The organism is Alphaproteobacteria bacterium RIFCSPHIGHO2_01_FULL_41_14 (assembly GCA_001767855.1).
Classification (GTDB): Bacteria; Pseudomonadota; Alphaproteobacteria; order UBA7879; family UBA5542; genus 2-01-FULL-41-14.
Map to the genome: position 1 here is coordinate 523,034 of MEMF01000002.1, position 26,111 is coordinate 549,144.

The following is a 26,111-nucleotide window of genomic DNA, read 5'->3' on the forward strand; positions in this document are numbered from 1 at the left end:
CCTATTTCTTTCCCTTCTTCTTATGGTCCATCTGCATGATGGCCCATTGCTGTGCAATGGCCAGGATGTTGGTTAAGGTCCAGTAAAACACCACACCTGCTGGAAATTGGGCCAGCATGTACGTAAAGATAAACGGCATGATCAAAAACATTTTTGATTGCATAGCATCCATGGGCTGGGGGCTGAGCTTTTGTTGCAAGAACATAGTCCCTCCCATGAGAAGAGGCAGGGCGCCAATCATCAAGAAAGAGGGGGGTGCCCAAGGAATCAGCCCAAACAAATTAAAGAAGCTGGTGGGGTCTGGGGCTGACATGTCTTTAATCCATCCAAAGAGAGGGGCATGACGCATCTCGATGCTGATCAACAAGACTTTATAAATGGCAAATAGTACTGGGATTTGCAGGAACATGGGCAAGCATCCTGATACAGGATTTACCTTGTGTTGTTTATAGAGCGCCATCATATCTCGGTTGAGCTTGACCTTGTCGTCCCCCGCTTGCTCTTTAATGCGCGTGAGTTGAGGCTGAAGATCCTTCATCTTTGCCATGGATTGATAGGATTTATTGGCAAGAGGGAAAAGCAGGGCCCGAATCATCAACGTCAGAACAATGATGGAAAGGGCAAAGTTGCCCAAAACGTCGTACAATTTCTGTAATACAAAGAACAACGGCTTGGTGATGAAGTAGAACCATCCAAAGTCTATGGCGAGGTCAAAATGCGGGATGTTCAGCGTTTTTTCATATCCGTCCAGAATATCCACCGACTTCGCGCCGGCATAGAAATGGAACGTGTTTTGAACTGTCATCCCTGGCTGTACTAGGGTGGCCGGGCTCGTGAAATCAGCTTGATAGCGATTTTGTCCCTCTGTCCCAACAGAGCGGAACTTTGCCGTCACATTCTGAGATTGGAAGGGCACGAGCGCCGTGAGCCAATATTTGTCGGTAAATCCAAACCAGCCGCCTGTGCTGCCGTAGGTAAAGGCTTTCTCGTTTTGGATATCCTTAAACTTTTCTTCTTTGAGTTTGCCTTCTAAATATCCCACCGCGCCTTCGTGCAGGGCATAAGAGTTGCTATTCTCTTCCGGATTTGTACGCGAGATGAGTCCAAAAGAATGGGCTTGGAAATTATGGGTTGATCCATTTTGAATGCTGTCTGTCACGGTGATCATATACTGATCGTCGATGGTAACGAGGCGTCGGAATTCAACACCTTGAGGATTTTTCCAGGACAAAGTCACAGGGTTTCCAGGAGATAGGGTAGATTTGTCGGCGGTCCATACGGTTGTGGCTGTGGGCATTCCAATTGTTTTATCAGGACTCACCCACCCAGATTCCATATAATAGGCATGGGCTGTACCAGCCGGAGACAAAAGACGCACTGAACCACTGTCAGGGTTGGTTGTTTCTTTATATTGGGTCAAAAGCAAATCATCTAAGCGCGCGCCCGTTAAGGACAAAGACCCACTCAACGTATTGGTTTTAATCGCAATTTGTGTGCCTTTTTTGGCCTCTTCATAGGAAAGAGGAACGGAGGACAGCGGTAGGGGGAGATCTTGAGCCACTGTCTGTTGCGGAGCCGCCTCCGCCGTTTGAGCTGGTTGCTGCTGGGTCACGGGGTGCTGATGACGTTCATAAAAATAATAGTATCCAGCAAAGATGGCGAGAGATGCCATCATGGCAAGCATTAAATTTCTTTTTTCTGAGTCCATGGGAGGTCCTTTCTGATGCAGTGAGGGGGTACGGGATCGTACAAAGGGGTGGCGGCGTTTTTCCAAGGATGACAGCGCAAAATGCGCTTTGTTCCCAGGAAAGTTCCCCTGAATACTCCGTGAGTTCTGAGGGCGTCTTTCATATAAAGAGAGCAAGAAGGGGCATAGCAACACCCTTCGTTCACCAAGATAAACTTAAGAAGATACCGATAGATGTCTATCAAAAGGAGCAGGACAAACAAAATCACCTTTTGGAGAGAGAAGAGAATTTTTCTAGCGGTCTTTGTCATCTTTTAACAATTTTTTTTCAAACAGCGTCTTATATTCTTTAAAAGCCCACTCTAGCATTTTGGCGAGATCTTGAAAGGGCTCTTCGATACAACCAGCCCTAGAGATAATCACATAATCTAAGGGCGGCAGGTGGGGATCTTTTTTTATATAGCCTTGAATGAGGGCACGGAAACGGCGTTTAATCCGATTTCGGCACACAGCATTGCCATTTTTCTTTGTCACAATAAATCCAAATCGGGGAACAGCTACATCTTCTGTGAGAGGAGGGCATGCTTGTATAATAAAAGATTTTGTAACGAGTTTCTTTCCTTGTTGCTTAACACGCAAAAACTCATGTTGTTTCTTAAGACTAATGATAATCTTAATACCTTATTCTTAAGCGGAAAGCTTCGCGCGACCTTTAGCTCGTCTATTGCTCAGAACCTTGCGCCCACCGACGGTTGACATGCGAGAACGAAACCCATGGCGGCGCTTGCGTACCAGCTTACTTGGTCTGTATGTTGTGATCTTCATTTTCTATTCGTCTCCGTCAACTAAAAATATATAAGCTCGATATATAGCCGTAGACAACGGAAAAGTCAATTCCCTATTCGTGTATCCAAGATTTGAATCCCTCACCCAGTCTCACATGTGTTTGGACTTTGACAGTTTAGTTAATCATTAACGCTGTGTTTTCATCCTTTATATCATCGACAGGAATCCCCGCGTTTGCGGCCTCAGTGCGAAGGGCGGGTAATAAGTTCCCAATGCCTTTATGAGTGACTTTATTTGCAATAAATAGGCGTCGTTCAGAGAGCATGTTCTGTAATTTATCAGGATGAATAATAACATTGTTGTAGGAGTTGTTTTGATCAATAAATGGTTGTAAAAAGGTACCGATTCCTCCCACCCCTCTCTTTCTCCAAAGCAATTTAAAAGTACCTTTTATGTCCCTTTTTGCTAAGTCTTGATCTGCCTGTGCAGCCTCAGGGTAGTTGCGGGCATGCTCTTTCTCTTGTTGGATATTTTGTCCTACCTTCCGATAGCCTTCGATAATGGTATCATCCTCCCTCTTCAGGTAGTTCAAAATATCTTGAAAATCCTCTTGAAAACCCACTCTAGATCTCAGGCCAGTTTGGCCACTCTTCTTTAGGAGATGATCTCTCAATATTTTTTGTACGGCTTCTTCAATTGGAATAGGAGAGTGACGCCGATGATAGGCAGTAATATTTTCCGCCAGGCTTTGTCGAGGATCATAAGGGCGTGTCTGCCACACAGCCTTATATAAGCTTATGCGATCATTCGCACTGAATCGAGACAAGAGAGCAGGCTGAGGACATTCATTCCGACATGTGTCCTTGATTATAGGATCTGCTGCTTGTAAACAGACGGCATGACAAAATTGATAGAGACAATTACCATTAGCCTTCACACACCCAAGCTTTTTTTCGGCTTCAAACCCTTCAATAGTCCGGCATCTTTTACTGCTGTGCATCCCACAGGGAAAGTGCGATCGAGACTGTGTTGTGCCTTCTGACTCTAAAGCTAAAAAAGAGATTATAACACCAAAAATGAAGAGAAAAATTGTGCGCATAGAACCCCCACCTTTTTAAGTCTAAGGGTTCTAAAAACAGCTGTCAATACTTGGAGTTCATACAATAACACCCTATTCGTATTTTTGGGTTATGGCATTGACACTGGCCCGATCAGAGGATTTGTACCCTTTGGTTCTTTTCTTGATTTCCGGGGGGATGGAGAGTTGCTGAACGATTACCTGGGTATTATCGTTTTTTTTTTCAAACAATCCAGACGAAAAAGAATCGGGTAATAATTTTTCCAAATACGTGCTGGTGAGGCAGGTCAATTGCCATACTTTAGAATCGTTAAAGGCGTTCTTTTTGTGGAGCGTATGAAGATAGGCCCGATCAACGAGGCAAATCAGGGCCAGCAAAAATAATCCCGTAATAATCCCGAGCACAACGCCCAAGCTTCTGTCCAAAGCCCCAAGAGGGCTTCCTCTCACGCTGGAGGAGATAAAGCTGGTGCCTAAGCGAAAGGTGATGAGGAGGACCAGAAAAATGGCTGAGGCCGTGACAATGCTGGCCAGCGTCTCATTGGTTACATGCTGCTGCGTAAAGGGCTTGAGCCAAGGGTAGAGATGCAGGGTGCAAATACCAGCTCCCACCCAGCTGAGGATGGAGAAAAACTTCTCAGTAAATCCTGCAATGAACCCAAAGACGGCAAAGAAAAGAAGGATGGCCAGTAAAACAATGTCGACCCAATTAATAAACTCCATGATGCTCCTTCTCCTTGGGGGAGGGCTGTTGATACGAGACCAGGGCGAAAATTTCTCCCAATGTCTTTAATTCCTTTAAAGCAAATTTTTTGGAAGAAGACAAATCTTCTTTTTTGTTTTGTTTGGGCATGATCGCCCCTTTGAATCCTAATTTCTCTGCCTCTTTCAGTCGGGAGGCTATTTGGCCCACAGGGCGAATCTCGCCAGACAATCCAATCTCGCCAAAAACCACGTAGTCTTCAAGGATGGGTTCGCCGCTGAGGGAGGATAAAAGGCTGGCGGCAACGGCCAAATCAGCGGCAGGTTCTAGGATGCGCAACCCTCCGGCCACATTAAGATACACATCTTTGCCGGCAAAGGACACGCCACACCGGGCTTCAAGCACCGCCATCACCATGGCCAAGCGCCCACTATCCCACCCAATGACGGTGCGACGGGGGGTCCCCAAAGAAGAGGGTGCCACAAGACTTTGAATTTCGACGAGCAAAGGGCGGGTTCCTTCAATGCCGGCGAAAATGCACGAGCCATTAATACCCTCACGATCATGGGAAATAAAGGCAGCTGAAGGGTTTTCAATTTGTTGAAGACCCAGATTGGTCATTTCAAACACGCCAATCTCATCAGTGGGGCCAAAGCGATTCTTAACAGAACGCATAATTCGGAACTGGTGACCACGGTCGCCTTCGAAATACAACACGGTATCCACCATGTGTTCTAAAACTCGAGGCCCGGCAATGTTTCCTTCTTTGGTGACGTGTCCCACCAGAACCAAAATGATATTTGATTTTTTTGCCACTCGAATCAGCTCTTGGGCACAAGTGCGTACTTGGGCCACCGTCCCGGGGGCGGATTCTAGGGTATCTAAATACATGGTTTGGATAGAGTCAATAATGGCCACACGGGGAGGATCTTTAGTTTCCAACGCTGCAATGATGCGCCGCAAGTCTGTATCGGAGGCGAGGTGCATAGGGGATTCGTCCACCTTGAGGCGCTCGGCTCGTAAGCGGATTTGATCAAGGCCTTCCTCCCCAGAAATATATGCACATTGGTGATTTTGCGAGAGCATGGCCACTACTTGCAGCAAGAGCGTTGATTTGCCAATGCCAGGATCGCCGCCCACCAACAAGACAGACCCGGGCACCAAACCACCCCCGCAGACTCGGTCAAACTCCTCAATCCCTGTAATATACCGGGGGGGAGGGGAAGTCTCCCCTTTTAACTTATGAAATTCAAGGGGGCGCGTGGACAGATCTCGCTTAAGTCCCTTGGGGACAGAAGAGATTGCTTCCTCATGAAGAGAATTCCATCCTCCGCAATCGGGGCACCTTCCCACCCATTTTGGATGCTGGGTGCCACAGGCATTACAAACGTAAAGGGTGGATATCTTACTCACGACGAGACGCGCTTCTTAGCTGTAGCAGAGATAAGGTGGGTGGGGGTTTTTTTAGGGGCAGGTTTAGGCCTCTTGTGTACATGACCCGTAATAAATTCGTGGACCACCCTGTTTTTGGTTTTATCCAGTTCGCTGGCTTTGCCTACCCAGACCAATTGTCCATCTTTTAACATGGCTATTTTATCAGCCACATAACGAGCGGTCGTAACATCATGCGTAATGGTGATGCTGGAAGCCCCCAGGCTTTGGACTGATTCCACAATGAGGCGATCGATCACGCCACACATGATGGGATCAAGGCCGGTTGTGGGCTCGTCAAAGAAAATAATTTGGGGATCGGATGCAATGGCGCGCGCGAGTCCCACTCGCTTTTGCATGCCGCCCGAAAGTTCGGCTGGAGAAAGCTCCATCACCCGGTTATCCACTAGGCCCACAGCTTTGAGTTTTTTCTTCACCAGCGTTTTGACTTTTTCGAGGGGTAATTTCTGATTGTAAATCAGCTCAAACCCAACATTCCGCCAGACGCTCAGACTGTCAAACAAGGCAGACCCTTGAAACAGCATACCAAATTGGTGACGCACTTGGTCTCTTTCTTTAGAGCTCATGGTCAACACATCTTTACCGTCAATAAGGACTTTGCCTTTATCTGGCGTTATGAGTCCGATAATGCATTTCAGAAGAACAGATTTGCCACTGCCCGAGCCCCCCATGACCACCAGAGACTCTCCCGCCATTATCTCAAAGTTGATGCCGCGGAGAACATAGTTGCTGCCGAAGCTTTTGTGCAAATCTACGATTTGAATTTTAGGTGTTTTAGGGGAAGGGGCTGGGGCAGGGTTCATTTTGAAAACAATACAGAGGTTAAAAAATAGTTTAGAATTAGAATCATAATGGAGGCAGACACGACAGCGTTCGTGGTTGCTTGACCCACTCCCTGGGCGCCCCCTCGAGAGCGATATCCTTGATAGCAGCCCGCAATAGCAATCACAAACCCAAACACGCCCGCTTTTTGAAGACCAGAAATCACATCTTCAGCTTCCAGGTACTTAAAGGTTTGCTCAATATAAAGGGCAGAGTTAAAGTCTAGTTTGTGAATGCACACAATATATCCTCCTAGCACGCCGATAGCATCAGCACAAAGAACAAGGAGGGGCAACGAAATAACGGCAGCGATGATGCGAGGGACTACCAGGTATTTATAGGGATTTGTGGCAAGAGTTGTGAGAGCATCAATTTGCTCAGTCACGCGCATGGTACCGATCTCCGCTGCCATGGATGCCCCCACGCGTCCTGCCACCATAAGCCCCCCCATCACGGGCCCGAGCTCTCGAGTGATGGAAAGAACCACCACCGTGGCAATAGCACTTTCAGCAGAAAATCTGGAAAATCCTGTATAACTCTGTAACGCTAAAACCATTCCTGTGAAAATGGCAGTGAGGCCCACAACTGGTAGAGAAAGATACCCAATTTTGTACATCTCGAGGCCAAGCTGCCTCCAATAATAAGGCGGGCGGAAACAGCTCAACACAGATTCAAAGGTAAAGACAGAGAAGTCTCCCACATACCGGAAGAAGCTGAGGGTTCTGGCACCAATTGAACTAAGCGTTAATAAGATCATTGTTTATATACACGGTTACATCTTCGTCCAAGGCGGGTGAGCATTTCGTGTGGACTAGATCCCGCGGCCTTGGACATCTCGTAGAATGACATGGGATCATGAATGAGGTCAACCCATTCTCCCACACGACCTATAGATTCAGGGATACCTGTTATGTCGATAACAGTCAAATCCATTGAAACGCGCCCTATAATGGGGACGGGATGATTGTGAAGCCAGAAATGATTCCTATTGCTGTACGAAACTGGGATACCATCCGCATATCCTGCCCCTATGCTGGCAATGCGGCGAGGATTCACGGCTGTGTAGGTGGCGTTGTAGCCCACGCTTTCCCCTTTTTTCAAGGATTTTACTTCTAAGATTTGGGCCCGCATGCGAAGAGCCATGGGGAGCTTTTTACTGATCTCTGTTTCGGTGGAGGGTGTGATGCCATAGAGGTAAATACCAGGACGCGTTTGATCAAAAAAGTACTCAGCGCCTAAATTAGTGCCCTTTGAGGCGACGAGGGAATACTTGGATCTCGGGAAATGTTGGATAATGGATTTAAAGAGGGTGAGCTGCTGTTTATTTTGAGGACCCTCCAAATCATCGGCGGACGCCAAGTGGCTCATCACCCAATCAACTCTGTCAGCGGGAATGATTTTCAGAACATCGGCCACACTTTCGGCGGGTAAAGATAGACGCTTCATGCCCGTGTCAAAATGTAAAACATAATGGGTGCCCCCATGCTTTTTATAAAGTTTGATTTGGTCGAGGCTGGTGAGAACGGGAATGATATTTTTTTCAAAAAGAAGAGGAAGATGTTCTTCAATAAAGCAATTAAAAACATAAATAATGGCTTCAGGGGGCAAGACTTCGCGGAGTTCGATTGCTTCATCAATGGTGGCCACATAAAATTTGCGACAACCGGCCTGGAAGAGGGCTTGTGCGACCGGTATCGCTCCCACGCCATACGCGTCAGCCTTTATCACGGCAGACGTTTCTGTTCCCGTTATTTGGTGGAGGGTTTTATAGTTGGCAACTATTTTCCCAAGATCAATTTCTAATTTTAAAAAGGGGTTTAAGTTCGTCATTTTATTTCAGCGGCTTTCTTAAGCTTCATCCTCACCTTTTCTAGTATCAAACATAGAACGATTGAAAGCAAAAAGAATTTGCTGATTCCCTTGATTTTTATTTTGAGAGGTTAAGAATAGATTGTCATCAAATCTTTCTTCTGTAAGCGTTGTTTCTCTGTCCCTTGGACATCAAGAACAATCTCCCCGTCTTTGAGCGCCATGATGCGCGTTCCATATGTGAGGGCATGCTGAATGTTATGGGTCACCATCACAGCCGTTAAGCCTCGGTTTCTAATCTCTTGGTTAGTTAGTTCCATCAGGGCGCTCGCAATCTTGGGGTCGAGGGCGCTGGTGTGTTCGTCCAGCAACAAAAAGTCTGGATCTTGTTTGAGTACGAGGCCAAGCGCGAGGCTTTGGCGTTCACCTCCCGACAGTTTGCTTACTTCTGTGGCCATTTTGTGAGGCATATGGGGGTGGAAGTCCTTTAAATAAAATGAATACGCCCTTTGTTCCGATTCAGGAGAGATCTTAAAAAGAGAGGGATTCACTTTCTGCTCATTCAAACAACAATTTTCTAAAACAGTTAAATCATGGAACAACGTCTGAGAGGTGTCTTGGGAAAGATACGCCAAACTTCTGGCTTCGTTTGTAACCTTGCCGTTTGGGGCTTGGTACTCTCCGCTCATGAGCTTCAGGAGAGAACTCTTGCCTGACCCGTTGGCTCCCAAAATAAGGACAAACTCTTTTGGTTGAAGGGTAAAATCCAGCCCCTTCAAAATGGGCTTTTCCTGGGAGGGAACGACAAAGGTAACGTGAGCAAATTTAAGCATGTCGGGCTCCTTTCAGAAGGTGGGGGGAGCGTAAGCAGATAATCAGGATGATGCCGAGACAGAGCCTTAAGTTGACCGGGTCGATGTTAAAGGACAGCAACAGATGGCTGATGAGGAAGTACAAATAGATTCCGGCAAAGCAGGCCATAATTTCAAGGAAAGGGTTAAATTCTTTGCTCTGTCTTACGTGCAACAATAGGTGATGGCCGATGACCACGGCGCCAATTCCCACCAGCGCCATGCCAAATCCCATATGAATGTCGGCATAGCCACTGAATTGTGCCGTGAGGACGCCACAAAAAGAGGCCAAGCTGTTGGAGAGCATCAGCCCTATGAGGCGATAGGTCTCGGGGTTCTTGTCGTATTTCTTGAGCAGAAGGGGTTGATACCCAAAGGCTCGGAGGGTGAGGCCCAACCTTGTTTTCAGAAGCAACCCCAGCGTAACGGTCAAGAAGATCCCCAGTATGCCTAGAATCAGAAGCTTAGCATACGAACCCAACGAAGATTCTACGGCACTGAGAAGATCATATCCCAAAAGGTTGATATTGGGCCGCCCCATGATCTGTAAGTTAACGCTGTAGAGCATAAACAGCATGATGATGCTGGACACGAGCGCGTTCATCCGTCCTTTCCTTTGCATGAGGGCCACGCTCAGTCCACAGAGAGCTCCTCCCATGATGGCCAAGAGGAGGGCGAGGACGTGATTATCACAGAGGATGAGGAGGCGCGCATAAATCGCGGCCCCCAACACGAAGCTTCCCTCTGCGGTGAGGTCTGTGGTTTTCAGAATCTGGTAACTCACATAAATGCCAAGCACCAGAGGATAAAGAAGGAGGCTTTGTTCTAAGCTGGCTAAGATCATTTTGAGGTCTCCGTTTGGATGAGAACCAATCGATAGTGGTGTTGGGTTGAGATCTTTTCCAGAAGTGGTTTTAGGGTCTCATTCTTTTCCAGGAACTGGACATTCACAAATATCTTGAGGTCTGAAAGATGCTGAATGGGAATGGTCTGGATTGGTGTGCCGGTCAAAATCTTGACGGCCAATTTCCCGCCTTCAATCCCAATGTCTTTTTCAGTGACACCAAACCCCAAAGAGGCGCCCTTTTTAATCGTTCCTTCATCCGAGGTGATCAGCAGGATCTTTTTGTCGTCACATACCTTCTTCAGCACCGTCACCCCACTAGCCACCAAATTATCTTTGAACATCACAACCGAGCCCGTGTCTTGGGGGAGAGAATGGCTGATGGTATAGAGGTCATTGAGGGTTTGGATCATCAGGCGCTTCACGGGAATCTGCTGTGCCTTTAGCAGCCCCTCCAATTCCGTTGCCTCTTTCACCCGACGATCGTCGGCACTATAAATCACGACAACTCTGGAAGAATCAGTGTGGATGGCTTTTAAGAAAGAGACGAACTGAGTGGGCTCAATCTCGTCCAAGACCCCAGTGATCTGATGCCCTGTGCGATCGGCTTCTCTGTACATGGCGGCCAAAGAGAGGATGGGCTTGTCTTTGATCAGCTTGAGGGCCAATTGGGTTGTGGTGGTGGTCACGGGAACAACAAGGGCTGCCTTTTCTTGGGCCAGTTGTTGGAAAATAGAGCGCTGAAGGTTGGCGTCACCCTGGGCATTATGAACCTTGTAAGAAACTTTGCCGGGTAACTGGGCAGAGAGTGTTTCTTCGAACCCTGCCACAATATCATTCAGCGCTTGATGTTCAATGGGAATCACCAGATGTACCGCGAGGGTCTCAGAGGGGTGCGCGTCTAAAAATTTAACTTTGAGTCCATAGATGGTGAGGCCGAGAGTCATCATCAAGAGACTTATTTTAACTATTGTTTTCATCCTAAAAATCCTTTTAAGTTTGTCGTAAAATTAAAGCAATAAGGTTGAGAAAAAGACTTACAGAGTGGCGCACATGCGCCATGGACCCATGACAATAAGAGCAGCAAATAAAAAGAGATTTGTGAGGTAGAAGGTGGATAACATAGTAAAACTTTCTAAAAATAAAAATACAAAAAAGGGCAAGACGCTAGAGAGAGCGCCGCCAACTGTATTTCTTATTTAAGAAAATTTCATATATCATGCCTTTATATTTATGGATGTTCAGAGAATTTGTCAACTATTTAAGGAATGGAACTCCACAAAGAAAAATCCACACCTTAAACGACGACAATTTAGGTAGCTAGGTCAATGTGGTCTTGTCATTCTATATATGTAGCTGAGATGTGGAGAAGGAGGGTGGCTTTAGTCACAGCTATCCTGAAGGAGAGAGAGCTGTTTAAAAAAGTTGCATGCGTTATCTTGTTATATATCCTTAAGGACTATTATCAGGTATCAGCCTCTAAATTTTATGCGCCTTAAAACCACGGGGTTAACCCCGTGGAGCGGTTTATCACCACCGTGCGGGCTGTAAGGGCTGTAAAACACCTTTTGTACTTAAAATCATGAAAGTTGCACGTGGAAAGAGGATCTCGATTGATCTTTTCAAACCAGGTTCCCACTCACGACTTGTTCCCACTAGAGACGGATCTACGATCCAAACAAAAACTTTTAAGTTTGGAAAAACATGCCTAAGGGCCAATAAGAGCCTATTAAAAAAATTATTTCTACCGGAGGGTAGATGCTCCAACCTATACCAAAAATAAGGATCAAACATCAAGGTGGTGATACTATACACATCTCCTTTATACTGCTCGATCTCTTCGATGAGATTGAGAAGGAATTTAAAAGCCTCATCTTTGCTCATTTCATCTGCTGCAGGACTCCTTCTTATAATAACATTCTGCAAAAGCTTTATTTTCTCTTGAGCCGCCTCTGCGTTAGGATTATACCCCGGGCGGAAAGAAGAACGCACTAGATCCTTCCTTAGATCGGATAGAACCTTAGATGTATCACTCCCCGGATTCAAATCAATGAAAGTAGAGCCAAGGGATTGCCCTTTTACATCAATGGGATCCTTATGTTGTGGGCCAGCAGTTGCCGCGTTAACAGACAACGAAAAAGTCGACGTAACTGCAATGAAAACCATAGTTTTTAATGATATCACCATAAACTCCCCATATTAAGAATACATAGTTTATTTTTATCATTTATTAATGTTAAAAACAATGAATTCTTATAAGTTTCAGATCTATCTGAATTTCTGCACTAACTATAAGGTATGGTGGGCAGTATCCATCGCGAGTTGTTTTTTCGCACGGCGCGCCTCGGCATAGGATAAATACGAAGTGCTACCAATGATAACAGCAGCCCCCATATGCACGATGATACCGGGGAGTTCATTAAAGAACAAATACCCAAAGTCGCAAAAACGAGCTCTGTATACCGGAAAGGTACGAGAAGAAACGCGCAGTATATCTACGCTAGCGACGAGTAACGCTGTCATAAAATTATAAGAGGTTAGCTATATTTTAATAATTTTATGAGAGATAACAGACCACAAAAAACACAAAGATGAAGGGCCTTGGCAGAATGCTGAAATCTGCGGTAGTGGTGGGCACTACGGGATTCGAACCTGTGACCTACTGATTAAGAGTCAGCTGCTCTACCAACTGAGCTAAGTGCCCCCGAGTGGGGAAGGTATGACTGGATGTACCAAATATTTGGTCTTTTGTCGATAGAGTTCTTTTACGGCCGGCCCAGGGGATAAGAGGGTGATCTTTGTTTTTCAAGGAAGGCAAAGCATATTTTAATGGAAAAAATCCTGGTTTTTGATAGGATGGAAAAATCTTTTTTAAAAGTGAGGGAATTTTATGTGGAATAAATCATTCATTATTGTTGTGTTTTCAAGTTTTTTCTTGTCCTGTATCGCGCTGTGGAGAGCGTCCGTTGGTCCGTCAGCAGAGCGTGTGATGGAATCGGTCTTGTCCGAAATGAACAAGCAGCCAGAAGTGGTGGCTAAGATTGTGATCGAAGGGGCCAGCAAGCTCCAAAAAACGCAGGAAGAGCAAGATCGACTTCGGCGAATAGAAAAAATAAGGTCCAAAAAGCTTGAGCTTTTGCAAGACAAACACTCTCCTTTTATGGGAAATCCAAATGGGGATGTGGTTATTCTTTCTTTCTTTGATTACCATTGTGGATATTGTCGATCTGCCCATGACACGCTGCAAAAACTGTTGGCTCAAGATAAGAACATCAAAATAATTTACAAAGAATATCCTGTTTTAGGAGATTTAACGTTGTCTCGGGCGGCACTAGCTGCTCAAAAGCAGGGTAAGTATTCAGATTTCCACACAATTCTGATGAAATCAGATGCAAATTTTTCCCAAGAAAACCTCATTGAGTTGGCTCATAAATTAAAGATTGATGTAAAAAAGTTTAGTACTGATATGAATAGTATGGAAACGGAAAACCGTATTAAGCAGAATATGAGTTTGGGCCAGTCTCTTGATATTTCAGCCACACCCACCTTTGTCTTTGGGGATAATGTTATCCCGGGCGCTATTTCTTTGGCGGAATTTCAGGCAGAGATTAGAAAAGAACGCCTAAAGAAAGCACGTTAAGACTTGCTAAAGTTAAGATCGTCGAAATATAAATTTGGGTTTTGGCAAGCGACGTCCCTCGTTGTAGGGAATATCGTGGGCTCTGGTATTCTGATGTTGCCAGTGGCCTTGGCGTATTATGGCACATTTGGTCTCTTTGGGTGGGCGCTCACATCCTTGGGGGCCATTTTTCTTGGTCTTGTCTTTGCCAGCTTAAGTCATCGGTTTACAAAATCAGGCGGTCCGTACGTATATGCTCGCGAAGTTTTTGGGCGGTTTTTCGGATTTGAGGTGGCATGGACGTATTGGTTGGCTAACATCATCAGTAATTTGGCAGTGGTTATTGCCTTTGTGAGTTATCTGTCGGCCGCTTACCCTGTTTTGAAAGAACACCCTTTGTATGCCTTTGGGGTTGGATTGATAGCCCTTTGGGTGTCTGTGGCCATAAACCTGATTAGCCTTAAGCTTTTTGCACGGATGCAGGTGTTGGTCACCGTTGCAAAAGTTTTGCCGTTAATAGTTCTTTCCGTCGTTGGTATTTTCTATGTGGATTGGTCGAATCTGTATCCCTTTACATTGCCCATGGGGATTACGCCTTGGCAGGCTATTCTGGCCACCATGTCGCTCAGCATTTTTTCTTTCATTGGTATTGAGTCAGCCACCATCCCTTCCGAGCATATAGAGCATCCCAAAAAAATTGTGGCTCAGGCAACGGTGGTGGGCACGCTGATCTCTGCCGTGATTTATATATGGATTGCCATGGTAATCATGGGGATATTGGGCACGGGGAAGCTTTCCATGTCTCAAGCTCCCTTTGCGGATGCGGTTGGATCCATGTTTGGATCTGGGTCAGCTCGGGTCATTGCGCTTATGGCTGCCTTTTCTTGTTTCAGTACGTTAAATGGGTGGATTTTGCTTCAAGGGCAAATTCCTCTGGCGGTTGCGCGCGACAACTTATTCCCCAAGATTTTTGGATACCAATCTTCCCAGGGAACACCCGTTGCGGCGTTATTAATTTCGGCCTCTTTTATGAGTCTTCTGCTCTTTTTAAATTACAGCGCTTCTTTAATTGATCAATTTGCCCTGATTATTCATTTAACCTCCTTCTCGATTCTGCTGCCCTATCTTTTTTCAGGCTTGGCGGATCTTGTCCTGCTCTGGAGAGAGGGCAGAAAAGCCCAATTTTCGTGGGGATCTATTCTCGTGGCTGTGGTTGCCATTCTCTATGCGGGGGTGGCTATTTGTGGTGTAGGCTTCCAAAGCTTTTTAATGGGCGTTGGGCTTGTGGTGATTGGTGTCCCCATTTTCTGGATCATGAAAAAAGAAGCCTAAATCATTCCCCCCCATCGTGGAGGCTTGAAAAGAGTCCTCTTGCATTTCAAAACGGCATCGGCTACACATCTAACACAGATAAAGGGGCGTATAGCTCAGTGGTAGAGCACTACGTTGACATCGTAGGGGTCACTGGTTCAATCCCGGTTACGCCCACCATCTATTGATCAATAGAAACAGGTAGAAGTTCCCTAGAGAAAAACAAATAACTAGACCCGTTAGCCGGGGGATGGTGTGGATCGATTCGCATCACTTTGAAGGCCGTGGGGGCGGTCGGGCTGAGTTGGTAGAAATAGTACCCTTCCTTCTTCAGTCGATTGATCCAGGATTGGTGTTGGCTTTGAGCTAACGAAAAGCTGGGGACGATCAGGATGGGAGGCCACTTGGACTGGGCGAGGAAGTCATATCCGCCGGCGAGCGCCTGCGACACATCAATGTCGTTTTCGATCAATAGAAAATCTATGGCGGGGAGGGAGAGGTTGTCCAGAGGTTTTAATTGGATGTCATAGCAATGGGTGCCCGTGAGCCCTTGCTCGTAAGAGGTGTTCACCGTCGTGTCATCAGAGGTCACGGAGGCCGCCTCCAGGCAGACAGAGAGAGTCCCTTCTTTCTCAGAGGGGATGAGAGGGAAGGGCTGGATGGTGGAATCAAGATTGTGTAATGTGGCGTTCTCTTTTAAGAGAGCAAAGAATTTGGGATGTCCTTCAAAGGCCAAAATTTTTCCTTTATCGTTCAATTGCTTGGCGATTAAGAACGTATGAAGGCCAGCGTGTGTGCCCAGATGCAAAACAGTGGCATCCTGCGCCACGAGCTTTTTCAGCATGAAGGGAAGGGTGGCAGATTCTTTTTCTGTGAGAGATCTATCCAAACTTAAGAGGGGAAATCCATACCGGGAATATACTAAAAACCGCTGGTCAGAAAGCTGATAAGATTCTAAAGAAGCTAAACGTCGTTGGGTTGCGTGATGAGTCTTATAATAGAAAATAGTAAATCCGACCAAACAGAGAGCGAAAACCGCACTTAAAATTCTTGAAACTGAAATCACGTTAACCTCCTACTACCTTTTTCAGGTTTAAGGACAAACAGGATTAAGTCAATAATTTTCTTGAAATTCACGTGCAATTAATGTATACAAAATCCAACTGAGAGGCTCGTTTGGGTCTTTTTTATAGTAAACATCTCACACAAGGGTATGGGGATTCCCCTCCGGTCTTTGGATTATCCAGAGCAGATCTTGTGGAGGATTAACCGGAGAAGAATAATGTCTAAAACAACTTTTACCATGCGTCAGCTATTAGAAGCCGGCGTGCACTTTGGTCACCACCCTCGTCGTTGGAATCCGAAAATGGCCACGTACCTATTCGGCGTTCGTAACAACGTTCATATCATTGATTTACAGCAAACGGTTCCTTTATTGTACCGTGCCTTAGAAGCTATCAAAGAAATTGTTTCTAAGGGAGGCCGTATCCTTTTTGTGGGAACGAAGCACCAAGCTTCAGGGCCCATCGCGGAAGCGGCCACATCGTGTGGTCAATATTATGTGAACCATCGTTGGCTTGGTGGGATGCTGACGAACTGGGGAACCATTTCTAAGTCGATTAACCGTCTTGAGGAATTGGAAAAGAAGCTTGACCAACAGTCTGGTTTTACAAAGAAAGAACATCTCAAGCTTTCAAGAGAAAGACAAAAACTAGAGATGACTTTGGGGGGGATTCGTTCCATGGGAGGTCGTCCGAACGCTTTGTTTGTGATTGATACCAATAAAGAGGCTTTGGCCATTGAAGAAGCACATAAGTTGGGCATTCCCGTTATTGCGGTCGTAGATAGCAACTCAAACCCTGAAAAGGTGGATTATGTGATTCCAGGCAATGATGATGCAAGCCGGGCCATTAACCTTTATTGCCAGCTTGTTGTGTTGTCTGTTTTAGAAGGTCTTCAAGCAGAGATTAGAACATCAGGTGTGGATGTGGGGACGGTACAGGCTCCCATAGAAACCATCGCAGAGTTTGAATCCGTAGAAGTTTTGCCAGAAGCAGGATCTGTCACAGAAGAGATCATTGTTGAAACCCCGCAAGAAGAATCTCAAGAATAATTTAAGGTGAGTAAGAAAATAAAGAGTAAAGAATAATGCAAATTACAGCTGCCCTTGTCAAAGAATTAAGAGAACGTACGGGTGCCGGAATGATGGATTGCAAAAAAGCCTTGAGCGAATGTGGGGCTGATTTGGAGTTGGCCATCGATTGGCTTAGAAAGAAAGGCTTGTCTGCTGCTGCTAAGAAAGCTGATCGTATCGCTGCGGAAGGGCTTATTGGCATTGCCGTAAAAGGAAATGTGGGTGTGGCCGTTGAAGTAAACGCTGAAACCGATTTTGTTGGCCGTAATGAGCAATTCCAAAATTATGTTCGGCGGGTATCAGAAGCAGCCCTCGATATGGATTACTCCGTTCCTTCTCTTTTGGCGAAAACGTTTTCTGCTGAAACAGGAAGGACAAACCAAGAAGAACTCACCCATTTGGTAGCCGTCATTGGCGAAAATATGGGGCTGCGTCGTGTCTCCAGATTGGTTGTTTCGTCCGGTGTTGTGGTGGGATATGTGCACAATGCAGTGGGTGAGCATCTCGGGCGAATTGGTGTTTTGGTTGCCTTGGAATCCACAGGTAATGAATCTAAGCTGACGGCCATGGGGAAACAGATTGCCATGCATGTTGCGGCGATGAGCCCTCGGTCTCTTTCCATCGAAGAATTGGATCCTGCCTTGGTTGAACGTGAAAAGGCCATTATTTCAGAGCAAGCTAGCGGATCTGGAAAGCCGGCAGAGGTTATGGAGAAAATGGTCGCTGGTCGGTTGCGGAAATTCTACGAAGAAGTTGTGCTGCTAGAGCAAACATTTATCATGGATCCGGATAAAAAAGTTAAAGATATTATTTCAGACTATGCCAAAGAAATGGGGTGTTCTGTTTCTTTGGTTGCCTACACGTGTTTTAAGTTAGGCGATGGTATTGAAAAGAAAGTTGATGACTTTGCGTCAGAAGTTTCAAAGCTTACCAAGTAAGACGTAGCTTTTAAATTTTTGCAGCAAAGATATTTAAGGGGGGCTTCAACATGAAGCGAGTATTGGTTAAATTATCAGGAGAGGCGTTGAAGGGAAACTCTTTAACGTCTTTTTCGCAAGACGTCATGACCGACATTGGTCACAAGATTGAATCCTTGCGAGCGAAGGGTATTCAGATTGCCATCGTTGTGGGCGGAGGGAATATCTTCCGTGGAAAGGAAGAAAGTATTTCTTCTTTGAATCGGTGCCAGGCGGATCAGATGGGTATGCTCGCCACCGTTATTAACGGGATTGCTCTTCAAAGTATTTTAACGGATCTAGGCATTAAAACGCGCGTGTTCTCGGCGCTCCCTCTCTTGGGTGTTTGTGAGACTTTCAATCAGCAAGCAGCAACCGAGGCCCTTGATCTGGGCCAGGTGGTCATTTGTGTTGGAGGAAGTGGTAATCCTTATTTTACCACGGATACAGCTTCTGTTTTAAGAGCCTTAGAGCTCAAGTGCGATGGATTGATGAAGGCTACAAAAGTAGATGGGGTTTATGATTGTGATCCCCATCACAATAAAGCGGCCAAACGGTTTGATAGGCTCTCCTATGCGCAGGTGAAGGAGAGAAATCTAAAGGTTATGGATGCAACGGCTATTTCTTTAGCAGCGGAACATAATCTTCCTATTATGGTTTTTTCTTTACTGGAAAAAAACTGTTTTGAAAGAGTATTAAGCAATCAGCTGACCCACACCGTTATTTCTTAGGAGTTTAAAATGACAATGGATTTTTCAATAGATTTAAGAAAAAGAATGACCGGCACCCTCGAGTCTTTGAAGAAAGACTTCAATAGCTTGCGGACAGGGAGAGCCTCAACAGCCCTTTTGGATAACGTGATGGTGGAAGTTTATGGGGCCTCCCTGCCGCTCGCTCAAGTGGCCACCATTACTGTTCCTGAAGCGCGCATGCTTTCCGTGCAAGTTTGGGATAGAGGCGTTGTCAAGAGTGTAGAGAAAGCCATTATGGAAGCGGGATTGGGATTAAACCCTATCTGTGATGGACAACTCATTCGCTTGCCTTTGCCAGACCTCAGTGAAGAAAGAAGACGCGAGCTTGTAAAAGTCGCTGCCAAATATACCGAAGCTGCAAAGATCAGTATTCGTAATGTGCGGCGTGATGGAATGGACGAATTAAAACTAAGGGAAAAAGGGGGGGATATCTCAGAAGATGATCTGCGTCGTTCTTCAGAAGAAGTTCAAAAAATCACGGATGACTATATCAAGAAAATTGATGAGCTCTTTTCCCAAAAAGAGCGAGATGTTATGAGTCTTTAATGTCTTTGAATGTGGCAATCATGCCACGGCATGTCGCCATTATTATGGATGGAAATGGACGGTGGGCCAAGGCAAAGGGCAAACCCCGCATGAGGGGCCATCAGCAAGGGGCTGAAACCTTGCGCGCCATTATTGAAGAATCAATTCAGCTCGGTGTGTCCTACTTAACTGTCTATGCATTTTCCACAGAGAATTGGAAAAGACCCGCTGAAGAAGTCAAGGGCCTGATGACGCTTCTTAAACTTTACTTAGAAAAAGAACTCAAAACACTGCAAAAAGAAGGTATTAAGGTCAAATTCATTGGGGGTCGGACCTCTTTGTCAGAAAATATTTTAGATGTTATTCGGACGGCCGAAGAAAAAACGAAAGATAATAGCCGGTTTACCCTGATCGTGGCTTTTAATTACGGGGCGCGCGATGAGATTATAAGAGCTGTGCGTCACCTAGTCTCTGCCTGTGAAGACCATACCCTGAAGGCAGAAGAAATTTCGGCAGAGACATTTTCTGATTTTTTGGATACAAAGGGGGTTCCCGATCCGGATTTGCTCATCAGAACCAGTGGGGAGTACAGAATAAGTAATTTTTTGCTTTGGCAATGTTCGTATGCAGAGCTCTTTTTTACAAAAACATTGTGGCCTGATTTCTCAAAAGAAGAATATAAATCAATTCTCCATGACTTTTCCCAACGAGAAAGACGGTGTGGAAAAACGTCAGAACAGCTTAAAAAGGTATAGTTAAGGATATGCATTTATGATGACTTTAGACTTAGAAAAATTTTCAGACCTGCAGAAAAGAATAGCCTCTGGTTTTATTATGATTACTTTGCTGGGACTTATTTTCTGGGGGGGCATGTGGCCTTTAAAAATTTTGGTTCTTTTTTTGGTGGGAGCCCTCAGCTTTGAGTGGGCAAAAATCTGTAAGTTTTCTTTGAAAGCTGTTCCTTTTCTCATCATGATCCTAATCTATGCGGCGGGATACGCAACGTCTGTGAGTCGATCCACTCTTGGGGTGGGGGTTCTTTTGTGCCTGGCAAGCTTGGGGGTTTTTCTAAGCTGGCTTTCTTGGTATCGTCGATTTTTGTGGTTTACCTTAGGGCTTCTTTATATCGGACTGCCGTGTCTCTCTATTTTCTGGCTTCTTGATCACCTAGAAGATGGGGTACTTATTTTGGCGTGGGTTGTCTCCGTTGCGGCCGTTAATGATATGACCGCCTACTTCATCGGAAACTGGCTTAAGGGCCCTAAGTTAATGGAGGCCATCAGCCCGAGCAAAACATGGTCAGGGTTTTTTGGAGGTCTTATTTGTTCAAGTTTAATGGGAGGATTGTTTTATTTCTTTATTCAATCCAATATTTCTTTGCAGCAATTCATGGGACTTTGTGCCGTTGTAGCTTTGTTTTCGACCATCGGCGATTTATGTGAGTCTAAAATTAAAAGAGTTCACAAAATTAAGGATAGTGGAGATATAATCCCAGGGCACGGAGGACTTTTTGATAGACTAGATGGATTTCTGTTTGTTGTACCGTTTTTAACATTAGCCATTTTCCTCTGGCCTCAAATTGTGTTATTTACTTGGAAGTAAATTAGAAGATAAAGGTTATTTTTATGTTGTTAGAGTCTTTGATTCCTATTGTGTCGTGGATCTTTCCCTTTTTGGTTGTGCTCACTGTTTTGGTTTTCGTTCACGAATTGGGCCATTATTTAGTTGCCCGTTACAATGGAGTGAAAGTTGAAGTGTTTTCAATAGGATTTGGACCTGAACTCTTTGGATGGATGGATTCCAAAGGCACACGATGGAAATTCAGTCTTATTCCTTTAGGGGGATATGTGCGTATGTTTGGAGATGCGAATGAGGCTAGTGTGCCTGATTTCGAACAAATAAATGCCTTATCCAAATCTGATCGTGAGCAGACCTTGATGGGAAAGACGGTCTGGCAAAGAATGGTGGTATCCATTGCGGGGCCGGTGGCGAACATTTTCCTTACGTTCATGCTTTTTTCTTTGGTCTTTTTCTTTTACGGTAAAGCCAGTGAAACACCAATCATTGGCGACATAGTGGCAGGCAGCGTGGCAGAAAAAGCGGGCATCCAGTCGGAAGATCGAATTGTTCGGATAAACGAGTTTATGCCGCACTCCTTTAAAGAGGTTCAAACCTATATCAATAACCATCCCAGTGAACGTCTCTCGGTTGAGGTTGAACGGGGGGGAAGCTCTCTTACATATCAAATCACGCCAGAGGCTATGGAAGTGACAGCTCATAAGAAAATAGGATTTATCGGAGTATCTCCCCTAAGAGTGAAAAAGTCCTTATGGGACGCCCCTTATGAATCCTTAAAGTCTGTGGGGGTTATGAGTGCTGATTTGCTCAAGTCGTTGGCTGCCATTGTGTCTTCTGGGGAAAATGCTGGAAAATTGGGCAGCGTTTTGAGTATTGCAAAAATGTCTAAAGACAGCCTACATGGGGGTCTATTTTCCTTATTCTTTTTTATGGCGGTGTTGTCTTTAAATTTAGGCATCATTAACTTGCTGCCCATTCCTATGCTGGATGGGGGTCATCTTTTATTCTACATCATTGAAGTTGTTCGCGGAAAACCAGTGGGAGAAAAAGGCCAAAACATTGCTTATAAAATTGGATTTGGTGTCCTACTTTTTGTTATGCTATTCACTTTATGGAATGATCTTACTCGTTTTAAGGTGGTTGAATACTTTTTAGCTCTCTTCAAATAAAGGGGCGATTCTAAGCGAGAATCTTACAACTTGAAATAGTTAAGAAAACTATAAAATAAATAAGATTTGATATTAGGTTTAGCCTCGTGCTATTTACAATAAATAACTTAAGCCCTGTCACATTGCGACTTTTTATCGTAAGAGGGAAACGAAAGAGGAATTAGCGTGTTTTTCCGAACAGTCTTTAAGCGTTCTGTTTTTTTTGTTTTTGTTGTTGTTTGGGGATGTTTTTCAGAGCCAGTTTCTTCTTTTCATGTGGAGGGAAATCAGCGAATAGAATCAGAAACAATCCTGAATTCTCTGACCATTAAGAAAGGGTCATTCCCGACAGAATCAGACATGGATGAGAGTCTGAAGGCTCTTTATGCCTCTGGACATTTTTCGGATGTTTCCATCAAACAGATTGGTTCCTCTCTGGTTATCACCGTTGTTGAGAACCCCAGTATTAACCGCATTGTGTTTGAAGGAAATAGTGCCCTGAGCGATAAGATCTTGAACACAGAAATGCGCATCAATCCTCGTGAGCTTTTGGATAAATCAAAAATTCAACTAGAAGTTCAAAGAATTATGGCTTTTTATCGAGCTAAGGGGCACTTCGGAGCGAAGGTGACTCCCAAGATTATTACAAGAGAGCAAAATCGGGTGGACATCATCTTTGAAATAGAAGAGGGCACCTCGGCAAAAGTACAACAAATTAACTTTACAGGGAATAAACGTTTCAGCGACGATACTCTCCAGCATGTTCTCATGACCAAAGAGAAAAAATGGTGGCGTTTTTTCGCGAATGACGATTTCTATGACCCAGATCGTTTGGAAGCTGATAAAGATAATTTGAGAAAATTCTATTTATCAAAAGGATATGCAGATTTTCGAGTTGTCTCAGCTGTTGCAGAACTTGTGCCTTCTCAAGATGGGTTCATTATTTCTTTCACTCTTGATGAAGGGGAGCGCTATCGGTTTGGGGAAATTTTAGTTAAAAGTGAGATTCCTGGTTTGCATGTGCAAGAAATGCAAAAAAAGATTCAGTCTGCAAAAGGGGATTGGTATTCTTTCTCTGTCATTGAAAAAGATAGAGATACGTTAAATAATATTGCGGGTGATCATGGATATGCGTTTGTGGACATCCGAATTATTCCGGTGCCAAACGAAAAAGAAAAAACAATCAATCTTACCTATCAGCTTTTGGAAGGCCCAAAAGTTTTCATCAATAAAATCGACATTATGGGGAATACACGTACCATTGATTCAGTCATCCGCCGCCAACTTTTCTTGGCTGAAGGGGATGCCTATAACTCTACAAAGCTAAGAAACTCGAACCGACGATTAGAGAATCTTGGATTTTTTAAGAAAGTTAATATTCAACAGAAACCTGTTTTGGGAGATGCGACAAAAACAGATCTGGAGATCGAAGTGCAAGAACAATCAACAGGAGAAATTAACTTTTCTGCCGGATACAATACTGCAAGTGGCCCTTTTGGAATGATCACTTTTATTGAGCGCAACCTCTTTGGGCGTGCGTATGAGTTTAGCTCTCGTCTTTACTATGGTAAAAAAAATAAAAGCCTTAACGTCTCCTTGGAAGATCCGTATTTCCTCAACAAAGAACTGCTCGTGGGCGTTGGCGCGGTTCGATCCCAAGATGACCAAGAATCTGAAAGCTCTTACAAGCAGACTTCCACGGGGGGGCGTGTATGGATGGAGTATCACCTGTCCGAACCGTTGACCCAACGTTGGTCTTATGGATTATCTGAAGATAACTTGGGGTCGATACCCGCAACAGCGGCTCCTCAGATTCGAGATCAGGCAGGCAAAAAGACCACCTCTTCTGTTACCCATGGATTGAACTATGATAAGAGAAACTTTCGCTTTAACCCGTCCGAAGGATATATTGCATCCATGTCTAACCAATGGGCTGGCCTTGGAGGGAATCTTAAATTCTTAAAGAATATCGTGAGTGGTGCAATTTATTACATGCCCATTGATGACTTAATCCTCAGCTTAGATGGTCAATTGGGTATCCTGAATGGAATTGGAGGACAACGGCCCCGTGTTTCTGATAAATTTACCTTAGGAGGCACCAGCCTCAGAGGATTTGATTATTCCGGTGTTGGTCCACGATATAAAGCTGGATTTAAAGAAGCATTGGGGGGAGATAGGGTGATTTCAGCAACGGCTGAAGCTACGTTCCCCATTGGTATTTCAAAAGATTTTGGGATAAGAGGGGCTCTTTTCGTGGACGCGGGGACCACATGGGACTCAAAAGAAACCGGCAGTACAGTCTACAATAATAAATCATTACGTATGTCAGCAGGATTTGGATTTGGGTGGGCGTCCCCGATGGGGCTCATTCGAATCGACTTTGGGTTCCCTTTCATGTCGAGACCTGAAGATAAGAAAAGCATGTTGCTCATCAACTTTGGCACTGGCAGATTCTAATGCCTTTAAAAAAGAGCAAAAACAATACTCTGATTTTTTTTGTGTTTGGATTCATTCTTTTATTAGGAAGTATGGGATCTTATTTCTTAGTTTGGCGTGAAAATTCTGTCTGTCCTCAATCAGGCACCAAAATCGGCCTGCTGAATGGAGATAGGCTTTGGACTCAATTACCGATGATTATACATTTAAAAGAAGATCTTCATAAGAATCTCACGATCCATCAAAAAAAGTTCTCTCGTCTTGAAGCTGAATTAAGAAAAGAAAACCAAGAGCTCATAGAGGCACAACGGGCATTAATCTCAAATTCTAAGAGTCATAGAACCAATCTAGAACAGAGACAAAAAGTGTTTTCTGCTAAAGTTATGAACTTACAAAAGAATGCAGAAGACACCCAGAAAAAAATTAATAGTTTATATGAGCAATCCATGATCGTTATTAAAGAAAAAATCAATCTATCTATCCAGAAGATTGCCCGTCAAAAAAATCTATCTTTGGTTTTATATGAAAACCAAGTAGCCTATCATAAGGCAGCTCTGAATATTACGGATGATGTTTTTAGGGATCTGAAAGACTTTCAGTATCCTCCTTTAAAGTGGTGAGTTTTATGCCAGATACCAGATTCTATCCAAAACCCTCTCTCGTTTCTTTAAAAGAAATAACTGATTTTTTGGGAATTTCTTGTCCGGAAGAAAAGAAAAAAATTTCCGGAATTAATACCTTAGAAGAGGCGACCGAAGGGGAGATTGTGGCTTGCTTTGACAAGAAAGCTATTTCTGCTTTGCATTTAACAAAAGCAGGAGTTTGTCTTGTCAGTGAGGATCTTTTGGACGCCGTGCCAACGACTATAATCTCCCTATGCGTTAAAAATCCAAAGGTTTCCTTTGCAAAAGTAGCCCATTTTTTATATCCGCATGCTCGAACTGTCAGTATAAACGAGGGAAGACAAGAGTCGAAAATTTCCAATTCTGCCTCTGTTGCCGCGACCGCCTTTATCGGGAAAGGAGTGGAAATTGGAGACCATACAGTTATTGGGGCAGGAGCCTATGTGGGTGACGGGGTTAAGTTAGGGAATAACTCTTGTATTCATGACCATGTTTCTCTGATGAAGACAATTATTGGGAATGGTGTACATGTTCATTCGGGCGCCCGCATCGGGGGGGAGGGCTTCGGTTTTGCGAATGAAGGAGCAGAACTGGTCGACATTCCCCACTTAGGGCGTGTGGTGATTAAAGACAATGTGCGCATTGGTGCTAATACCACCATTGATCGTGGCGTGTTGGGAGATACCCTGATCGAAGAAAACTGTCGTATTGATAATTTAGTACAAATCGCGCACAATGTTCATCTGGGAAAAGGGTGTATTATTGTGTCCCAAGTGGGCATTTCGGGCAGCACACAAATTGGGGACTTTTCTATTTTGGCCGGCCAGGTGGGGTTAGCTGGGCACCTTAAAATAGGAAAACATGTTACCATTGCGGCTCAGAGTGGTGTTATGAGAGATATCCCAGATGGAGAAACGGTAGGGGGGAGCCCTTCTATGCCTATCCGAGACTGGCATCGCCAAGTCATTTATTTATCAAAAATTATTAAGAAGTAGGA

At 44.7% G+C, this 26,111-nt stretch carries 26 protein-coding genes and 2 tRNA genes; 13 read left to right on the forward strand and 15 right to left on the reverse strand.

The genetic code is table 11. The features are described 5' to 3' along the window. Position 1 precedes the first annotated feature (1 nt). The 14 genes from A2621_02590 to A2621_02655 form a co-directional block, all read right to left on the reverse strand. Positions 2-1,708 (reverse strand): membrane protein insertase YidC, encoded by a 1,707-nt coding sequence (locus A2621_02590; GenBank protein ID OFW89765.1) that lies wholly within the window; start codon positions 1,706-1,708, stop codon positions 2-4. After that, on the reverse strand, positions 1,684-1,998 hold the full coding sequence (locus A2621_02595; GenBank protein ID OFW89766.1) for a hypothetical protein: 315 nt from the start codon (positions 1,996-1,998) through the stop codon (positions 1,684-1,686). Before A2621_02595 ends, A2621_02590 begins: the two co-directional genes overlap by 25 nt. After that, positions 1,982-2,326: a ribonuclease P protein component gene (locus tag A2621_02600; protein OFW89767.1), complete on the reverse strand. Its 345-nt coding sequence runs from the start codon at positions 2,324-2,326 to the stop codon at positions 1,982-1,984. Before A2621_02600 ends, A2621_02595 begins: the two co-directional genes overlap by 17 nt. A gap of 322 nt (positions 2,327-2,648) precedes the next feature. Beyond that, the gene (locus A2621_02605; GenBank protein ID OFW89768.1) at positions 2,649-3,572 is read right to left on the reverse strand and encodes a hypothetical protein; all 924 of its coding nucleotides are present in this window, start codon (positions 3,570-3,572) and stop codon (positions 2,649-2,651) included. A 72-nt stretch (positions 3,573-3,644) separates the two neighbouring features. Beyond that, complete coding sequence (locus A2621_02610) at positions 3,645-4,274, reverse strand: hypothetical protein (protein OFW89769.1); 630 nt, start codon at positions 4,272-4,274, stop codon at positions 3,645-3,647. Further along, a complete protein-coding gene (locus tag A2621_02615) occupies positions 4,261-5,667 on the reverse strand; it encodes a DNA repair protein RadA (protein OFW89770.1) in 1,407 nt (468 codons plus the stop codon). Before A2621_02615 ends, A2621_02610 begins: the two co-directional genes overlap by 14 nt. Further along, a complete protein-coding gene (locus A2621_02620) occupies positions 5,664-6,509 on the reverse strand; it encodes an ABC transporter ATP-binding protein (protein ID OFW89771.1) in 846 nt (281 codons plus the stop codon). Before A2621_02620 ends, A2621_02615 begins: the two co-directional genes overlap by 4 nt. Further along, positions 6,506-7,285 carry an ABC transporter permease gene (locus tag A2621_02625; GenBank protein OFW89772.1) on the reverse strand — a complete coding sequence of 260 codons (780 nt, stop codon included), beginning with the start codon at positions 7,283-7,285 and terminating at the stop codon, positions 6,506-6,508. The genes A2621_02620 and A2621_02625 overlap by 4 nt, the downstream gene beginning before the upstream one ends. Then, complete coding sequence (locus A2621_02630) at positions 7,282-8,358, reverse strand: alanine racemase (protein ID OFW89773.1); 1,077 nt, start codon at positions 8,356-8,358, stop codon at positions 7,282-7,284. The genes A2621_02625 and A2621_02630 overlap by 4 nt, the downstream gene beginning before the upstream one ends. A gap of 110 nt (positions 8,359-8,468) precedes the next feature. Then, entirely contained in the window at positions 8,469-9,170 is a 702-nt protein-coding gene (locus tag A2621_02635) for a hypothetical protein (protein ID OFW89774.1), read from the reverse strand. Further along, positions 9,163-10,032: a hypothetical protein gene (locus tag A2621_02640; protein ID OFW89775.1), complete on the reverse strand. Its 870-nt coding sequence runs from the start codon at positions 10,030-10,032 to the stop codon at positions 9,163-9,165. Before A2621_02640 ends, A2621_02635 begins: the two co-directional genes overlap by 8 nt. Next, entirely contained in the window at positions 10,029-11,012 is a 984-nt protein-coding gene (locus A2621_02645) for a hypothetical protein (GenBank protein OFW89776.1), read from the reverse strand. Before A2621_02645 ends, A2621_02640 begins: the two co-directional genes overlap by 4 nt. A gap of 550 nt (positions 11,013-11,562) precedes the next feature. Beyond that, the gene (locus A2621_02650) at positions 11,563-12,219 is read right to left on the reverse strand and encodes a hypothetical protein (GenBank protein OFW89777.1); all 657 of its coding nucleotides are present in this window, start codon (positions 12,217-12,219) and stop codon (positions 11,563-11,565) included. Between the two features lie 441 nt (positions 12,220-12,660). Continuing rightward, positions 12,661-12,736 (reverse strand) — tRNA-Lys (locus tag A2621_02655). 186 nt (positions 12,737-12,922) lie between these two features. Here A2621_02655 and A2621_02660 point away from each other — a divergent pair. From A2621_02660 to A2621_02670, 3 genes are all read left to right on the forward strand, one after another. Continuing rightward, the gene (locus A2621_02660; protein OFW89778.1) at positions 12,923-13,672 is read left to right on the forward strand and encodes a hypothetical protein; all 750 of its coding nucleotides are present in this window, start codon (positions 12,923-12,925) and stop codon (positions 13,670-13,672) included. A gap of 3 nt (positions 13,673-13,675) precedes the next feature. Continuing rightward, positions 13,676-14,983: a hypothetical protein gene (locus tag A2621_02665; GenBank protein ID OFW89779.1), complete on the forward strand. Its 1,308-nt coding sequence runs from the start codon at positions 13,676-13,678 to the stop codon at positions 14,981-14,983. A gap of 84 nt (positions 14,984-15,067) precedes the next feature. Then, positions 15,068-15,142, forward strand: a tRNA-Val gene (locus tag A2621_02670). Position 15,143: 1 nt separating this feature from the next. Here the strand turns inward: A2621_02670 and A2621_02675 are convergent. After that, the gene (locus tag A2621_02675; protein ID OFW89780.1) at positions 15,144-16,028 is read right to left on the reverse strand and encodes a hypothetical protein; all 885 of its coding nucleotides are present in this window, start codon (positions 16,026-16,028) and stop codon (positions 15,144-15,146) included. Positions 16,029-16,244: 216 nt separating this feature from the next. On the opposite strand from A2621_02675, the gene A2621_02680 reads away from it, so the two are divergent. From A2621_02680 to A2621_02725, 10 genes are all read left to right on the forward strand, one after another. Next, positions 16,245-17,075 carry a 30S ribosomal protein S2 gene (locus A2621_02680; protein OFW89781.1) on the forward strand — a complete coding sequence of 277 codons (831 nt, stop codon included), beginning with the start codon at positions 16,245-16,247 and terminating at the stop codon, positions 17,073-17,075. Positions 17,076-17,110: 35 nt separating this feature from the next. Beyond that, positions 17,111-18,034 carry a translation elongation factor Ts gene (locus A2621_02685; protein ID OFW89782.1) on the forward strand — a complete coding sequence of 308 codons (924 nt, stop codon included), beginning with the start codon at positions 17,111-17,113 and terminating at the stop codon, positions 18,032-18,034. Positions 18,035-18,084: 50 nt separating this feature from the next. Continuing rightward, a complete protein-coding gene (locus A2621_02690) occupies positions 18,085-18,783 on the forward strand; it encodes a UMP kinase (protein ID OFW89783.1) in 699 nt (232 codons plus the stop codon). Between the two features lie 9 nt (positions 18,784-18,792). Next, positions 18,793-19,350, forward strand: coding sequence for a ribosome recycling factor (locus A2621_02695; GenBank protein OFW89784.1), 558 nt, complete (start codon positions 18,793-18,795; stop codon positions 19,348-19,350). 5 nt (positions 19,351-19,355) lie between these two features. After that, positions 19,356-20,084: a di-trans,poly-cis-decaprenylcistransferase gene (locus A2621_02700; GenBank protein OFW90123.1), complete on the forward strand. Its 729-nt coding sequence runs from the start codon at positions 19,356-19,358 to the stop codon at positions 20,082-20,084. Positions 20,085-20,100: 16 nt separating this feature from the next. Next, positions 20,101-20,931, forward strand: a complete 831-nt coding sequence (locus tag A2621_02705; protein OFW89785.1) for a hypothetical protein — start codon at positions 20,101-20,103, stop codon at positions 20,929-20,931. A 23-nt stretch (positions 20,932-20,954) separates the two neighbouring features. Next, positions 20,955-22,076 carry an RIP metalloprotease RseP gene (locus A2621_02710; protein OFW89786.1) on the forward strand — a complete coding sequence of 374 codons (1,122 nt, stop codon included), beginning with the start codon at positions 20,955-20,957 and terminating at the stop codon, positions 22,074-22,076. A gap of 255 nt (positions 22,077-22,331) precedes the next feature. Then, complete coding sequence (locus A2621_02715; protein ID OFW90124.1) at positions 22,332-24,512, forward strand: outer membrane protein assembly factor BamA; 2,181 nt, start codon at positions 22,332-22,334, stop codon at positions 24,510-24,512. Continuing rightward, positions 24,512-25,111 (forward strand): hypothetical protein, encoded by a 600-nt coding sequence (locus A2621_02720; protein ID OFW89787.1) that lies wholly within the window; start codon positions 24,512-24,514, stop codon positions 25,109-25,111. Before A2621_02715 ends, A2621_02720 begins: the two co-directional genes overlap by 1 nt. Before the next feature lie 5 nt (positions 25,112-25,116). Continuing rightward, entirely contained in the window at positions 25,117-26,109 is a 993-nt protein-coding gene (locus A2621_02725) for a UDP-3-O-(3-hydroxymyristoyl)glucosamine N-acyltransferase (GenBank protein ID OFW89788.1), read from the forward strand. Positions 26,110-26,111 lie beyond the last annotated feature (2 nt).